The following is a 15,887-nucleotide window of genomic DNA, read 5'->3' as shown; positions in this document are numbered from 1 at the left end:
ACCACAAGGAGACACCCATGACTTTCAAGAAAAAAAACCGTTTGCTATCCCTGCCCGCACGTCTCAAGACTATTCTGGCCGGCAGTGCGGCCATGCTGCTGCTAACCGGCAATGCCTTGGCTCAATACCCTGATCGCCCCATTACGCTGATCGTGCCTTTTCCGGCCGGCTCCGGCACCGATGCCGTAGGCCGGATTTTTGCAGAAGAGATTGGCAAACGAGTCGGGCAAACCATCATTGTGGAAAACCGCCCCGGAGCCAATGCCACCATTGCGGCCAACTACGTCAAACGTGCCGCCCCCGATGGCTACACCTTGTTTGTGACCACCAACACCTCGCATTCAGCCGCACCGTGGTTAATGAAGAACGTCCCCTACGACCCGGTAAAGGATTTCACTCCGATTGCTCGTGGTGGCAACCTGCCGTTTATTCTGGTTACCAATCCAGAACGGCCCTACAGCACGGTCGAACAAATGCTGCAGTATGCCAAGGACAACCCCGGCCAAATTACCTACGCCTCGGGCAATAGCACCGGTATCGTGGCAGGTGGCACACTGGATTTCCAGACAGGCATGAAGGCCTTGCACGTTCCCTATAAAGGCACACCTCAAGCATTAACCGATCTGGTGGCCGGACAGGTGGATTTCATGTTTACCGATGTCACCTCCGGGCTGCCTTTTATCAATAGCGGCCGCCTCAAGGCCCTGGCCGTTTCCACGGCCAAACGCAGCGCCTTGCTGCCTGATCTGCCTGCGATGGAGGAGGTTGGTTTATCGGACTTTGATATCACCTCCTGGAATGGTTTTTTCGGTCCGGCAGGCATGGACCCGGAACGAGTTCAATTGCTCAACCGCAGCATTAATGAGGTCATTCAGGACGACGCCGTACGCCAGCGATTGGCTCAATTGGGGTTCGATGCCTTCAGTGGCCCGCCTGAAGAGTTTGCCCAATTTGTTCAAGAGCAATACACGCTGTGGGGCAAATTAATTACCGACGCCAAACTTGGCCCTCAATAGTTGCCCAGGCGCCTGCTATGACAGAACACAAGAAGGACAATGTAGGGCCATTAAGCGGTATCCGCATTCTGGATCTCAGCTCGGTAGTGATGGGACCCTTTGCCACCCAGATCCTGGCGGATCTGGGGGCCGACGTGATCAAGGTGGAGTCCCCCAGCGGGGACACCATGCGGGCCGTCGGCCCGATGCGCAACGCGGCGATGGGGGCCTTGTTTCTGCACCTGAACCGCAATAAACGATCTGTGGTGCTGGATTTAAAAACCCCAGCCGGTCAAAAAGCCTGCCTGCAACTGATCCAAGAATCGGATGTGCTGCTCTACAATCTACGCCCGGCCGCCATGGCACGTCTGGGCCTGGATTACGAGCGCGTTGCCGCGGCCAACCCAGCCATTGTGTATGTCGGCGCCTACGGCTTCGGGGAAGATGGCCCCTACGCGGGGCGCCCCGCCTACGATGACTTGATCCAGGGCATGACGGGACTAGGCCATCTCTATCAGCAGCAATCTGGTGATGTCCCCCGCTACACACCTTTGACATTATGCGACCGCACCGTGGGTCTGCATGTGGCCGTAGCGGTGCTGGCCGGTGTCATTGAGGCTCGCCAAAGTGGCCAAGGCCAGGCCATTGAAATCCCCATGTTCGAGGCAATGGCGCATTTTGTATTGGGTGACCACTTGGGCGGCCATTCTTTTAAACCAGCACTAGGTTCCACCGGCTATGCCCGTCTGCTGGCCAAAGAGCGCAAGCCCTATCAAACCAGTGACGGCTTTCTGGTGCTGTTGATCTATAACGACAAGCATTGGACCAACTTTTTTTCCCTGATCGGCCAGCCCGAACTGCAACAGGACCCACGTTTCAGCTCGCACTCGGCCCGTGCCATGCATATTGGCGAGGTCTATGATTTTGTGGCCTCGCAGATCAAGCAAAAGAACACGGCATATTGGCTCCACGCCTTGCACCAGGTCGACATCCCGGCCGCCCCTTTGTACTCCATCGAACAACTGATCGATGACGAGCATCTACAAGCGGTCAAACATCTACAGCATATGGATCACCCGACCGAGGGGCCTATCTGCACCCCCTCTCCCTTGGGCAAGTATTCGCGCACCCCGCTCAGCATTCGACACCATGCACCCAGTCTGGGCGAACACACGGCCCAGGTTCTGGCAGAGCTGGGCTACAGCGAACAAGACATACAAGCCATGCTGGCCAGCGTCCCCCCCTCACCCCGAGAACAGATCGTATGAATATCGAATTAAGCGAAGATCAACGCGCCTTGGTCCAGGCTATTGAAGCCGTTTGCCAGCAGTTTGATGACGAATACTGGCTGGCCCGTGACCAGGACGGCGTCTACCCCCATGACTTTCATCAAGCCTTGGCAGATGGGGGGTGGTTGGGCATTGCCATGCCAGAGCACTACGGCGGAGCGGGCCTGGGCATGATGGAAGCGGCCTTGATGATGCACACCATCTCGCGCACAGGCGCCGGGTTTTCGGGTGCCTCTGCCGTGCATATGAATATTTTTGGTCTGAATCCGGTCGTGGTGTTTGGCAACGACGAGCAGCGTGCTCGCTTTCTGCCGCCCTTAATTCAAGGCAAGGACAAAGCCTGCTTTGGCGTCACCGAACCCAACTCCGGACTGGATACCAGCAAGCTGGAAACCCGTGCCGTTTTGCAGGGTGATCACTATCAGGTCCATGGGCGCAAAATCTGGATTTCCACGGCACAAGTGGCCAACAAAATCCTGCTACTGGCCCGCACGACCCCGCTATCAGAAGTCAAAAAACCAACGGATGGCTTATCACTGTTCTACACAGACCTGGATCGCAGCACCATCGAAGTGCGTCATATCGACAAGATGGGGCGCAACGCAGTGGACTCCAACATGCTGTTTATCGACGGGCTGCGCATCCCTGTCGAGGATCGCATCGGCGAGGAAGGCAAGGGCTTTGGCTATTTGTTGCACGGGCTCAATCCTGAACGGATTCTGATCGCCTCCGAGGCCATTGGCTTGGGTAGAGCCGCTCTGGAAAAAGCCACCCTCTATGCCAAAGAACGGCACGTGTTTGGGCGGCCAATCGGACAGAACCAAGGCATACAACACCCGCTGGCTCAAGCCTGGATGCAACTGGAAGCCGCCGATCTGGTCACTTTGAAGGCGGCGGCTTTGTATGATGCAGGCAAGCCTTGCGGGGAGTACGCCAACGCTGCCAAATACCTGGCCGCCGAAGCCGGTTTCCAGTCCTGTCAGACTGCAATTCAAACCCTGGGAGGCATGGGGTATGCCAAGGAATACCATGTAGAACGCTATCTGCGTGAAAGCTTTATTCCGCGACTGGCTCCCGTCAGCCCGCAGTTAATCATGTGCTATATCGCGGAAAAAGTGCTGGGACTGCCCAAGTCCTATTGAGCCGCCTGCTAGGCCTCTTCAATAAAACGGCAGGCTACACGCAGGCGCTCCGCGTAACTTTGCAGGTTCTGTTCAATACGATAAACAGGACCTGCAATCGAAATGGCATACACCCCGCCCGAGATCCGTATCGGCCAGGCAATACCGCCCACATCGGACATGGACTCACCCATATTGCCGTACCAGCCGCGCTGCGCGGCAGTCTCCAGGTCAGCATTCAAACTGTCCAGGCTGGTCAAGGTCTTGCTGGTAAAGGCTTCCAAAGGCCCATCACCCAAAAGCTGGGAACGCTCTTGAGGTGTCATCTGGGACAGCAAGGCTTTACCAATGGAGTTGGCATGCACGTGGCGCTGGGTGCCCGCCACCGCCACATAGCGAATGGGGTGCGGGGAAGAAATTACCTCCACATAGACCACTTTCTTATCCAAATCCAGCTTGCCGAACACCACGGTTTCCTGCGTGGTGTCGCGCAATTCTTCCAGGCTGGGGCGGACTTTTTCCAGTATCGGGTCTGCTTGAGAAATGCGCTGGGCCATCGCCAGCAAACGGCCCGTCGGGTAATAACCTTGCCGACGTCCCGTCTCGTAGATATAGCCCTGCCGAGACAAGGTACGCAGCAAAGCCAGGCAACTGGACACAGGCGCATCCAGCAAGCGAGCCATTTCAGAAAGTGCCAATGGCCGCGTCTCGCGTGCAAACAGCTCGATGATCTCAATGACGCGCAACGCCGTTTTGACATTGCTCTCGGCAGGTTTGGCGCTCATGGTCAGGGCGCCACCGGTAACGCACGTTTATGGGCCGAAGCACGGAAAGTCTTGATGATTATCTGCGCAGCTTCATCCTCAATGACCTTGCCCTCCAGGAAATCATCAATCTGATCGTAGCTGACACCAAAAGCGTCTTCGTCAGGCTTCAAAGGAGTCAGGCTTTCCAGATCAGCGGTGGGAACTTTGAACACCAGGGCATCGGATGCGCCCATTGCAGTCGCCAGGGCGCGCACGCGTCGTTTATTCAAGCCCGCCAAGGGGGTAATATCAGCCGCGCCATCACCGAACTTGGTGAAAAAACCCATCAAGGCTTCAGCAGCGTGGTCGGTGCCAACCACCAAGCCCCCATTCGCCCCTGCAATCGCATACTGCGCCACCATACGCTGACGGGCTTTGATATTCCCCATCAGGAAATCCTGTTGCGCCGCGTCGCGGAACGTCAGGCCGCCGGCCAGCAGTTGATCCATCATGGCATCAGAGGCGGGCTTGACGTTAACAACCAGAATCTGGTCGGGATTGATGACCTTCAGGCCATCTTGGGCGTCTTTCTCATCAGCCTGTTCACCATAAGGCAAACGCACCGCGATAAATTGCGCCGAATGACCTTGCGCGCGTGCCTGCTCGACGGCTCGCTGCGCAAGACACCCGGTTGTCAGGGAGTCCACGCCACCGCTAATGCCCAAAACCAGGCTGCGGCAACCAGTACGCAACAAATAATCACTTAAAAAGCGGACGCGATGTTCGATTTCTTGCTGAACATCAAAATGATCCTTTACGTCCAATTCCACACGGATACTGGCTTGCAAAGCGCGTTGATCATCAGTCATGGCGCAGGCTCTCTACACAAAGTGAACAATAATCCGATTGTAAGGGACGGGCACAGTTGTGGGATATGGGATCCTTATTTATAAAAAATGGATTCTGTATATAATCGTCGATCAAGAAAAACGAATTCGCCCTTACTGAGACAAGCCCTGTTACCTGCCGATGAGATCCTCAACCGAAATCGCAGACGAAATCCTTAGACGTATTCAGTCCGGCCACTACCGGCCCGGCGACTCCCTGAGTCAATACGAGCTTGCCGAGGAGTTTCAGACCAGCCGCACCCCTGTTCGGGAAGCCTTGCGCTTTCTGGAGGCGCGCCGTGTCACGTCACTGACCAAGACCGGGCGCACAATTGTGGCTATCCCTTCTGCCAAATCAATCCGCGAAGCGTTTCAGATTCGAGCCGAGCTGGAAGGTTTGGCGGCGCAACTGGCAGTGGACTGGATCAAGGACTCGGACCTGGAGGTCTTGATGCAGCATCAATCCGACTATGCCCGCACCTTGCGAACACGTGTACGCAGTGAAGAAGGATCGGAATGGTTGCAGCACAACCGCTCTTTTCATGACCTGATTACGATCACCAGTCACAACGAACGCCTGCACGAGCTGATTCAGGAGCTCCAAAACGATAGTGTCTCCAGTGCCTTGAGTTTCGCCTCCAAAATGCCGCCGCGCCTGATGGAAGAAAATATTCTGGAGCACGAGGCTATTATCGCTGCGCTGGCCGATCGCAATGGCACCGCCGCCCGAGAAGCGATGACCGAGCACGTTGCCAAGACCATGAATCTGGTACTGGACTGGCTGCCAGAGCGCTAAAAAAAAACGGTGTCACCCGCAAGGAGAGGTGACACCGCACAATCAAGGTGCTTGGCAATTTCCCAGACAAAACCACCCGATTGCTAAAACCGCAGCCTGCGCACTTGCAGGCAATCCTCGACCCGTTGGGCAAGGTCTACCAACCATTCATCCTGATACAGCCCCGCCACCATCTGCAGCCCCACGGGCAAGCCAGAGGCGCTGACTCCAGCCGGCAAGGAAATGGCGGGCTGCCGCGTCAAATTAAAGGGATAGGTATAGGGATTCCAATCCAGCCAATTTTGCGAAGCGGCGTTGGCCGGAGCGTCACGGCCCGCTTCAAAAGGCAATATCGGAACGGTAGGCGTCAAAACCAGATCAAACTGCGCAAAATGCCTAAGCATGGCCTCCCCCAGCTTCTGTCTGCCTATCAAAGCCTGGTAATAGTCCGACAAGCTGTTCGTCTCGCCCTTGCTGGCAACCTGGCGCAAACCTTTATCCACCAAAGGGCGCTGCTCAGCAGCGACCTGATTCACCAGCCAGGCGGTACCGGCTTCCCAATGTGCGGTAATCAGCTCTTTCGCACCGGTCAGGGGTAGCTCGGTCAAAACAATATGCGCCCCCTGTTCTTGCAACTTGTCCGCCGCCGCCTGGATGATAGCCCTGACCTCGGGGCTGCATTGTTGATCCAGATGCAGGCCAATACGCAGGCCCTGCAATGTATCGGCAGAAGGCCGCACATGACGCGGCAAGGGCACCGAATTCCAGTCGCGTGGATCGGCTTGCATCATGACGTCCAGCAAGCGTTTCAGGTCCGCCACAGATCGGGCCATAGGGCCGACATTGGATAAAGTCAGTAGCGGTCCGGCAGGCCAGGCGGGTACGCCTCCAAACGTGGCTTTCATGCCGGTAACACCGCAAAAGCTGGCGGGAATCCGGGTGGAGCCACCCCCGTCAGTGCCGATCTGCAACGTCCCCATACCCGCCGCCAATGCCGTGGCTGCACCGCCGCTGCTACCCCCGCTGGTTAAACTGAAATCCCAAATATTGCGCGTGACTCCCGTCAAAGGGCTGTCTGCCGTCCCCTTCCAGCCAAACTCCGAGGTCGTCGTTTTTCCGACCAGGACGGCACCGGCCTCACGCATCCGTGCCACCGCTGGCGCATCATCCTGGGCGGCATCGGTGATCCGTGCTGCGCTTGAGCCATAGCCTGTAGGAAGTCCACGCACCAACAGCAAATCCTTAACGCCGTAGGGTATGCCATCCAAAGGACCTCGTGCAGTACCGGCCATCCAGCGCGCTTCAGACTGGGCCGCTTCATGCAAGGTCAAGGCTCGGTCCAGATAACAGTAGGCATTCAGAAGAGGATTCCAGCGGTCGACCGCATCCAGCGTTGCCCGTGCCACGTCCACTGGAGACACCTGCTTGCTTTGGTACAGGCGGTACAGTTCGTCAACGCTGGCGTAGATCAGATCCCTGGGACTTGACAATGCCATACCCACGCGGCTCTCCGGCTTGTCGATAGATTCGGACGTGTGCGAGCCAGACATCATGCTGAAGCCTCCATTAAACGAACCAGCACCAAAGAGATATCAGGCACATACGCCAAAATGAGCAGAACAATGATGGCCGTGATCACAAAGGGCATGACACCTCGCACCACAACTTCGTAAGGCTGACCAGATACAGAAACCGTTGTGAACAGATTCAAACCAAAAGGCGGTGTAAAGAAACCCACCACCAAATTGACGCAGAACACCACGCCCAAATGGATAGGATCCACCCCCAATGCAATACCGATAGGAACCAGAATCGGGGCCAGAATGACAATACTGGCTGCCACATCCATCACACAACCGACCAGCAGCAAGAACACCACCAGCAAGGCCAGATACACAAACTGCGTATCCAGCAACGGGGTCAGTTCCGTCACCATCAACATGGGAATACGTGCCGAGGCCAGAATCCAGCCAAAAATACCGGCTACGCCCAGGATAATCCCGACCATGGAGGCGGTATCCACTGAGCTTTTCATGGCCTGCCACAAGGTGCTGAGGGTGAACTGCCGATAACACACCCCCAGCACCAAACTGAACACCACACCTACGGCGGCGGCCTCGGTTGGCGTGAATACACCGCCATAAATACCACCCAAAATCACTACGGGCATCATCAAGGACGGAATCGCCCTTAATGCAACCAGCACCATTTCTTGTGGGGTATAGGCGCGTGCGGCAGTTTTGGGCACCTTCAGTTTTCTGGTCAACAGTGCATGAGTCAGCATGAAAGCCAGGGCCATCAACAAACCCGGCAGAATATTGGCTACAAACAGCTTGGGTATAGAAACATTGACGGTTGCGCCATACAGAATCAAGGCAATGCTGGGTGGAATGATATTGCCCAAGGCACCGGACGAGGCTGTTATCCCGGCAGCCAAGGAAGCCGGATACCTCTGCGCGATCATCGCGGGCATCATGATGGCACCAATCGCCGCCACGGTAGCCGGCGCCGAGCCGGTCAAGGCACCAAACATGGCACACGCAATCACCGTCACGTAACCCAATGCGCCATGCACCCGCCCGACCAGCATGTCGACCAAATCAATCAAACGCTTGGACAGGCCCGCTTTCTCCATCAAGTTTCCCATCAGGATAAACAGGGGTACCGCCAGCAGGGGAAAGGAATCCAGCCCCGCCATCACGCGCTGCGGCACAACAATCAACGGCCTCATGCCGGTCAAGAGCAGGAACAGTACGCTGCATAACAGCAGAGCAAAAGCGATAGGAATACCGGCGATGAACAGCGTGAACATCAAGCTAAAGAGCAGGAGAGCTTCTTGCATTTACACGCCCTCCAACTCGCAAGCAGGCCGGTCCCGATACCCGTCCAGCAAGGCATTCACACACTGCACGGCGATGATGGCACCGCCCACCGGCAAAGCTGCATACACATAGGCCATGGAGATGCGCAGGGCAGGACTGAGTTGCTGATAAACGATAGCAATCAGTTGCACGCCCTGCACCAGCAAGACCAGCGCACACGCCAGCATGGCGATCTGCACCATGCCGTTGTGAACGCGGCGGGCTTTGCCCTTCAGGCGCATGACCAGCAGGTCAATCACCGCATGGCCATTGCTTTTAACCAGCACCGCAGTACCCAGCATAATCATCCAGATAAAGCTGTGTCGTGTGATTTCCTCAATCCACGGTGGCGAGTACCCCATAAAATAACGCCCGGCTACCTGCACAGAAGCCGCCAGCACAATCAGCCCCAAAAACACCGCTCCAAAAATTCTGCATAGCGTATCCAGGCCGGTACTGACTCTATCGGCCCAATCGAGCAAAGAGTGTTTCATGATGGATGTCCGCCGAGGATTATTGAGACAGTGCCAGCGCACGGGCAACCAGATCGGGATCAATCACCGTTCTGTATTTTTCATAAATAGGTGCAACCGCTTTGCGAAACTGTGCCCTATCCACATCCGCATTGATCGACACGCCCGCATCCAGCAGTTTTTTCTCAACCTGCGCTTCGCTCTGAATCAGGAACTGGCGCTGCTCCTGCACCGCTTGCGTGGCCGCCTGTTGAAAGATCGCTTTTTCATCGGCAGACAAGGTATCCCAGACCCGTCCGGAAATCACAAGAGGAATTGCGTTATAGACGTGCTCTGTTCTGGACAAATAGGGAGCCGCTTCATAAAAGCGACTGGTATGAAAAAGCGCCGTTGGGTTCTCTGCACCATCAATCGTCTTTTGTTGCAGACCGGTAAATAGCTCCGGATACGCCATCGGGGTGACATTGACACCCAAGGCCCGCCAGGTATCCACATAAATGGGGCTTTCCGGCGTACGCACTTTCATCCCGCTTAAATCCGACAAGCTACGGATGGCCTGCTTGGAGTTGTACAGATTACGGAAACCGCCATGGCCCCAGCCCAGAATTTTCAAGCCCGATTTTTCCAGATCAGCCTCAATCGGATCCGTGAAGCTGGAATCCAGGGTTTTGAATGCAGTCTGGTAGTCCTTGAACAGATAAGGCAGGTCTATCACCATCGCTTTTTTCTCGAAGGAGCCTAGTGTGAAACTGGCCAGCAGGCTCATATCCACCGTACCCAACTGCATACCCTCGGCCACATCGCGCTCGCCGCCCAACTGGGCACCGCCCAGCACTTGCACCTTGATTCCACCCTTAGTTTGCTCCTCCACCCGCTTGGCAAAGTTCGTTGCCAAGTAGTGGTACATATCTTCGCTCTGTTCTACCGAAACGTGGGCAAGCTGTAGCGTTCGTGGGCCCTGGCTGTCATTGTGTGCCGTGTCGCCCGATCCACCTTTGCCACATGCGCTCAGCGCACCCAGCATCACCAGAGCCGCGATCCCCACTTGTGTCATCCGTTTCATTATTAGTCCCCCTGCATCCTGTGGTATTGAATTTCTGTTCAGTTCTATTCGTTTTCCAAGCCAGCCCTGATCGGGCTTTTTTTGCTTGTTGATGCTGCCCACGCATTCCGGCATGAGCAGCTTTCCTGTGGCTCGCTATCCAAGCGGCACCGCTTACACCGCTCTGGATTCTTCCTCTAGGGAACGGCGGGTTTTCATATTGAAGCGGCCTTCATAAATAGCCGGTTGGCGGGTCGTTGGCCCCATGTACTGCACATACAGAATCTCGCCATCTTCCAAAGTGGTCAGTGCATGCTCAAAGTGCGGATCGGGGTGAAACACCATCGTGCCTTCGCCATACACCACACCATTGATCTCGAACTTGCCGGCCAGGATGTACCAGATCTGGGCAAAGTAATGGCTGTGCAAAGGGTGGCCAGACCCCTTCAAGTACTTCACCACCCCGGCGTTGGGAACGGTAGGGTCGTCCTTGGTGGGGTGAAACATCATCTTGGTGAACTGCCCTTCGTAGCGCAGATTGTCCCAGTCCAGATCGTCCCGATGTTTGACCGTCATTTCCCGGTGAGCCGCTGTCAAAGGGCCACCTATCCCTCCCGGATTAAGAATCGGAGCCAAGGTAATTGGATCTATTTCACTCATCACTTCCTCCTTAAAAAACCAAATTAACAAAACGGGATCCCATTTTGGATAAAACGGATTCTATCAGGACGATAGGGATGGAATATTCGTATTTACCCGATACGTTTGTTCCGGACATAAAAAAACCCCACCTGCCAAAGGCAGATGGGGTTTTGACGAACTGGGCTAGTGCTTAGCGATCCAACTGTGACACGTCGCGCACGGCACCTCGGTCAGCCGACGTCGCCAAAGCGGCATAGGCTTTCAGGGCTTGGGACACAACGCGCTCGCGGTTCACGGGCTTCCAGGCCTTGGAACCACGCGATTGCATTTCCGCACGGCGCGCCGCCAATTCTTCATCGCTGATCGCCAAGTGGATACGACGGTTGGGGATGTCGATCTCGATGGTGTCGCCATCTTGTACCAAGGCGATGTTGCCACCTTCAGCCGCTTCGGGCGAAGCGTGACCGATCACCAAACCAGACGAGCCGCCGGAGAAGCGACCATCAGTAAACAAGGCCGAGCTTTTGCCCAGGCCCATGGATTTCAGGTAGGAGGTGGGGTACAGCATCTCTTGCATACCCGGGCCACCTTTGGGGCCTTCGTAGCGAATGATGACCACATCGCCCGCCTTGACCACGCCGTCCAGAATGGCGGCGACAGAATCGTCCTGGCTTTCGTAAACGCGAGCGGTGCCGGTGAAGGTCAGAATGCTTTCGTCCACGCCAGCGGTTTTAACGATACAACCGTTGATGGCCAAGTTGCCGTACAGCACAGCCAAACCACCGTCTTGTGAGTAAGCATTCGCCTTGTCGCGGATACAGCCTTTAGCACGGTCGCTATCCAGATCCTGATAGTAACGGTCTTGGCTGAACGCCACTTGAGTAGGAATACCGCCGGGGGCCGCGCGATAGAAGTCGCTAATCGCTTTAACGTTGTCACCCTTGATGTCCCAACGCTTGATCGCTTCACGCAAGGTGCCACTGTGTACGTTGCCTACATCCAGGTTCAACAAGTTGGCACGGCCCAGCTCGGCCAAAATCGCCATGATGCCGCCCGCGCGGTGCACATCTTCCATGTGGAATTCGGGGGTAGCGGGGGCCACTTTGCACAGGCAAGGCACGCGGCGCGAAATCTTGTCGATATCGGCCATCGTAAATTCCACACCGGCTTCCTGGGCTGCCGCCAGCAAGTGCAGCACGGTGTTGGTGGAACCGCCCATGGCCACATCCAGGGTCATGGCGTTTTCAAAAGCCTGGAAGGTGGCGATATTACGTGGCAGAACGGAGTCGTCGTCTTGCTCGTAGTAGCGTTTGGCCAGATCCACGATCAGGCTGCCAGCACGCTCGAACAAGCCTTGGCGACGCGCGTGGGTGGCAACAATAGTGCCATTGCCGGGCAGGGACAGGCCCAGCGCCTCGGTCAGGCAGTTCATGGAGTTGGCAGTAAACATGCCCGAACAGGAACCACAGGTAGGGCAAGCGCTACGCTCAACCGCTTCAGCCTGCTCATCGGTCACGTTAGGGTCAGCGGCTTGAATCATGGCATCCACCAGATCCAGCTTCTGCACCACGGTTTTGCCGTCTGGCGAATAGACCTTGCCCGCTTCCATCGGCCCACCCGACACAAACACCACAGGAATGTTCAGGCGCATGGCGGCCATCAACATACCGGGGGTGATTTTGTCGCAGTTGGAGATACACACCATGGCATCCGCACAGTGGGCATTGACCATGTATTCCACCGAGTCGGCGATCAGCTCGCGCGAAGGCAGGGAGTACAGCATGCCGCCGTGGCCCATCGCAATACCGTCGTCCACCGCAATGGTGTTGAACTCTTTCGCCACACCGCCGACCGCTTCAATTTGACGGGCAACCAGTTGGCCCATGTCTTTCAGGTGTACGTGACCCGGTACGAATTGCGTAAAGGAGTTCACCACCGCAATGATCGGTTTGGAGAAATCCTCGTCTTTCATACCGGTGGCGCGCCACAGGGCACGCGCGCCGGCCATATTACGACCGTGGGTCGAGGTACGGGAGCGATATTGGGGCATGACTACTCTCTGAACAGGAAAATTATGTAAAGATACCTATCATAAACGTCCCAAGGCGCTTTGTGCGCGTCAAGATCGGGCAGGCGTCTTACCGTCGGGCGGCTACCGATCTGGCACCCCGAATCCTTTGCAGCAAAACCCCTTAGTTCACAGGAGATATCTTATGCCGCAGGCCGTGCCTGACCTTTCCAACCTGCTCAGACAGGACATCCGCTTTCTGGGCAAGGCCCTGGGAGAGGTGATTCGTGATAGCGAGGGAAAGGCGACCTTCACGCTGATTGAAGCCCTGCGCCGGGCTGCTGTCAGTTTCAGACGTGAACACGATCCGCAACAAGCACGGATTCTGGAAAAAGACATTCCCAAGCTGAACGATGCACAAGCCCGCTCCGTGGCCCGTGCCTTTGCCTACTTTTTGCACCTGTCCAATATTGCCGAGGACCGCGACCAGAACCGTCGCCGCGAAGAGCAGGACCCCGAGCAATTGCTGGGCAGCCTGCAACACGCTATTCAGACCTTGATGGATCAGGGCCTGAGCGCCAAGAAAATTCGCCGCTATTTGCAAGAAGCGTGTGTGATGCCGGTGCTGACGGCCCACCCTACCGAGGTCCAGCGCCAAAGTACGCTGGCCGTGCATATGGCCATTGCCGATGAGCTAAACGGTCTGGATCACAAGGCCAGCGCCACACAATCGGCCCGCACCCAGGAAAAGCTGACCGGTCTGGTGTCCCTGCTGTGGCAAACCCGCATGCTGCGCGATCACAAGCTGACCGTGATGGACGAGATCGACAATGCGTTGGCCTATTACGGGTCCACTTTTCTGCCTACGATTCCCCAGCTCTACCACGACCTGGACCGCTTGCTGGAGCCCGGCAAGAAAAGCCTGCTGGATCAGAAAACCCGCGCTTTGCCCGCCTTTTTGCGCATGGGCAGCTGGATTGGCGGTGACCGCGACGGCAACCCCAATGTAGGCCCTGAAACGGTTGAGCAAGCCGTGCTGCGTCAATCGACACGCGCGCTGCAACACTATCTGGAGCAGATTCGTTTGCTGGGTACGGAAATCTCCGTATCGGACGCATTGAACCGCGTCAGCAAAGACCTGGCGGCCTTGTCCGCCAGCAGCCAGGACCCCTCGCCACACCGCGTAGACGAGCCTTATCGCCGCAGCTTTATTCATCTATACGCCCGTATGGCAGCCACGGCGCAAACCTTGCTGGGCCGTGATCTGGCCGATCGCCCCACTTACACCGCCCCGCCCTACACCAGCCCACAAGAGTTCAAGGCTGATCTGCAAATCATTGCCGATTCCCTGGCAGAGAACAAAGGTGGTGCCATTGCGGGCCTGCGCTTGAATGAATTGATTCAAGCCGTAGAGGTTTTTGGCTTCCACCTGGCTACCTTGGATCTGCGCCAAAGCTCGGACGTACACGAGCGCGTGCTGGACGAGTTGTTCCGTGTGGCGGGCACACTGTACAAAGACGAACCCGTCAATTACCGCCAGTTGTCCGAAGAAGACCGCATCACATTGCTGCGCTCGGAGTTGCGTCACCATCGCCCCCTGGTTTCACCCTGGTATCGCTACTCGGAAGAAACCGAGAAAGAGCTGTCTATTCTGCGCAAAGCCGCCGACTGCCGTCGCCGCTTTGGTGCGCGTGCGCTGGAGCAAACCATTGTGTCGCACACCGAAACACTTAGCGACTTGCTGGAAGTGCTGGTGCTGCAACAGGAAACCGGCCTGATCGTGCCCAACTCCAACGAGCCGGAGCACCAAGGTCTGATGGTCGTGCCCTTGTTCGAGACCATCCCTGACTTGGAGCGTGGCCCGCAAATCATGCAGGAATGGCTGGACATGCCTGAAATCCGCCAGCGTGTGCGTCACGCCCAAAACAGCGTACAGGAAGTAATGCTGGGCTACTCGGACAGTAACAAGGACGGTGGCTATCTGACCTCCAACTGGACGCTGTACCGTGCTGAACGTGAATTTGCACAGGTGTTCTCGCGCCGTAAAGTACGTCTGCGTCTGTTCCATGGCCGTGGCGGCTCGGTAGGCCGAGGCGGTGGCTCCAGTTTCGACGCCATTCTGGCGCAACCTCCCGGCACCGTGAACGGACAGATTCGTCTGACCGAGCAAGGCGAGATGATTCAAGGCCGCTACAAAGATGCGGACGTGGGTCGCTGGCATCTGGAGCTATTTGTCGCCGCCACGCTGGAAGCCAGCCTGGGTTCACGCAAAGGCTCGCCCAATGACGACGAACACCTGGCAGCCTACGGTGAGGCCATGGCCTGGATGTCCGAGCAGGCACACCAAAGTTATCGCCAGTTGGTCTACGGGACGCCAAACTTTGACCAGTACTTCTTCCAGTCCACCCCTATCAAGGAAATTGCCGGCCTGAATATCGGCTCGCGTCCCTCGTCACGCAAGGCGACACAAAGCATTGAAGACCTGCGTGCCATCCCCTGGAGTTTTTCCTGGGCGCAATGTCGTCTGCCTATTCCAGGCTGGTACGGCATGGGCACGGCCTTGAACCGCTATCTGGAATCAGGGCTGCCCAACGACGGCCTGAACCGCAAAAAACGCTTGGCCCAACTGCAAACCATGGCGCGTGACTGGGCTTTCTTCCGTACCCTGCTGTCCAATATGGAACAGGTACTGGCCAAGACCGATCTGGATATCGGCCTGAAATACGCCGGCCTGGTCGAAGACGAGGAACTACGCGAAGGCATCTTCACGCAAATCCGGAACGAATTCGAGCTGACACACCGACTGTTCCGTGAAATTACCGGCCACGAGCTGCTGGCACACGATCAGGCCTTGCAAGATGCCCTGGCCGAACGCTTTGCCTACATTGACCCGCTGAACCACTTGCAGGTGGAGCTGCTGCGCCGCCATCGCCGTCAAGGTGACAAAGCCAGCAAACCGACTCGCAGCGGTGTCAACAAGCAGCACGTCATTCACCTGACAATCAACGGTATTGCAGCTGGCCTGCGTAACTCGGGCTAACGCAAAAC

At 56.4% G+C, this 15,887-nt stretch carries 13 protein-coding genes; 5 read left to right on the top strand and 8 right to left on the bottom strand.

What is annotated here, in order from left to right; all coding sequences use genetic code 11:
• The first annotated feature begins 17 nt into the window (after positions 1–17).
• From LNA76_RS09305 to LNA76_RS09295, 3 genes are read left to right on the top strand one after another with little or no spacing between them, the layout of a single operon-like run.
• On the top strand, positions 18–1,016 hold the full coding sequence (locus LNA76_RS09305; protein ID WP_406846425.1) for a Bug family tripartite tricarboxylate transporter substrate binding protein: 999 nt from the start codon (positions 18–20) through the stop codon (positions 1,014–1,016).
• A gap of 17 nt (positions 1,017–1,033) precedes the next feature.
• Complete coding sequence (locus tag LNA76_RS09300; RefSeq protein ID WP_094195492.1) at positions 1,034–2,263, top strand: CaiB/BaiF CoA transferase family protein; 1,230 nt, start codon at positions 1,034–1,036, stop codon at positions 2,261–2,263.
• Positions 2,260–3,426 (top strand): acyl-CoA dehydrogenase family protein, encoded by a 1,167-nt coding sequence (locus LNA76_RS09295; RefSeq protein ID WP_125277377.1) that lies wholly within the window; start codon positions 2,260–2,262, stop codon positions 3,424–3,426. The genes LNA76_RS09300 and LNA76_RS09295 overlap by 4 nt, the downstream gene beginning before the upstream one ends.
• Before the next feature lie 8 nt (positions 3,427–3,434).
• Here the strand turns inward: LNA76_RS09295 and LNA76_RS09290 are convergent, their stop codons facing one another.
• Complete coding sequence (locus tag LNA76_RS09290) at positions 3,435–4,190, bottom strand: IclR family transcriptional regulator (protein ID WP_094195490.1); 756 nt, start codon at positions 4,188–4,190, stop codon at positions 3,435–3,437.
• A gap of 2 nt (positions 4,191–4,192) precedes the next feature.
• Positions 4,193–5,020: an ammonia-dependent NAD(+) synthetase gene (gene nadE / locus LNA76_RS09285; RefSeq protein WP_230018940.1), complete on the bottom strand. Its 828-nt coding sequence runs from the start codon at positions 5,018–5,020 to the stop codon at positions 4,193–4,195.
• Positions 5,021–5,180: 160 nt separating this feature from the next.
• Here nadE and LNA76_RS09280 point away from each other — a divergent pair, with 160 nt between their 5' ends.
• Positions 5,181–5,834 carry a GntR family transcriptional regulator gene (locus LNA76_RS09280; RefSeq protein ID WP_086059780.1) on the top strand — a complete coding sequence of 218 codons (654 nt, stop codon included), beginning with the start codon at positions 5,181–5,183 and terminating at the stop codon, positions 5,832–5,834.
• Between the two features lie 83 nt (positions 5,835–5,917).
• Here the strand turns inward: LNA76_RS09280 and LNA76_RS09275 are convergent, their stop codons facing one another.
• From LNA76_RS09275 to ilvD, 6 genes are all read right to left on the bottom strand, one after another.
• Positions 5,918–7,366: an amidase gene (locus tag LNA76_RS09275; RefSeq protein ID WP_230018939.1), complete on the bottom strand. Its 1,449-nt coding sequence runs from the start codon at positions 7,364–7,366 to the stop codon at positions 5,918–5,920.
• Positions 7,363–8,655, bottom strand: a complete 1,293-nt coding sequence (locus tag LNA76_RS09270) for a TRAP transporter large permease (RefSeq protein ID WP_094195488.1) — start codon at positions 8,653–8,655, stop codon at positions 7,363–7,365. The genes LNA76_RS09275 and LNA76_RS09270 overlap by 4 nt, the downstream gene beginning before the upstream one ends.
• Positions 8,656–9,168, bottom strand: a complete 513-nt coding sequence (locus tag LNA76_RS09265) for a TRAP transporter small permease (protein WP_230018936.1) — start codon at positions 9,166–9,168, stop codon at positions 8,656–8,658.
• Positions 9,169–9,187: 19 nt separating this feature from the next.
• Positions 9,188–10,210, bottom strand: a complete 1,023-nt coding sequence (locus LNA76_RS09260) for a TRAP transporter substrate-binding protein (RefSeq protein ID WP_230018934.1) — start codon at positions 10,208–10,210, stop codon at positions 9,188–9,190.
• 153 nt (positions 10,211–10,363) lie between these two features.
• The gene (locus LNA76_RS09255) at positions 10,364–10,849 is read right to left on the bottom strand and encodes a cupin domain-containing protein (RefSeq protein WP_094195485.1); all 486 of its coding nucleotides are present in this window, start codon (positions 10,847–10,849) and stop codon (positions 10,364–10,366) included.
• 172 nt (positions 10,850–11,021) lie between these two features.
• Positions 11,022–12,881: a dihydroxy-acid dehydratase gene (gene ilvD, locus LNA76_RS09250; protein ID WP_094195484.1), complete on the bottom strand. Its 1,860-nt coding sequence runs from the start codon at positions 12,879–12,881 to the stop codon at positions 11,022–11,024.
• 163 nt (positions 12,882–13,044) lie between these two features.
• On the opposite strand from ilvD, the gene ppc reads away from it, so the two are divergent.
• A complete protein-coding gene (gene ppc / locus LNA76_RS09245; RefSeq protein WP_230018932.1) occupies positions 13,045–15,879 on the top strand; it encodes a phosphoenolpyruvate carboxylase in 2,835 nt (944 codons plus the stop codon).
• Positions 15,880–15,887: the final 8 nt, after the last annotated feature.

The organism is Alcaligenes sp. MMA (assembly GCF_020907215.1).
Classification (GTDB): domain Bacteria; phylum Pseudomonadota; class Gammaproteobacteria; order Burkholderiales; family Burkholderiaceae_B; genus Alcaligenes; species Alcaligenes aquatilis.
The sequence above is the reverse complement of the archived record's forward strand: the minus strand, read 5'-3'. Positions and strand labels throughout refer to the sequence as shown.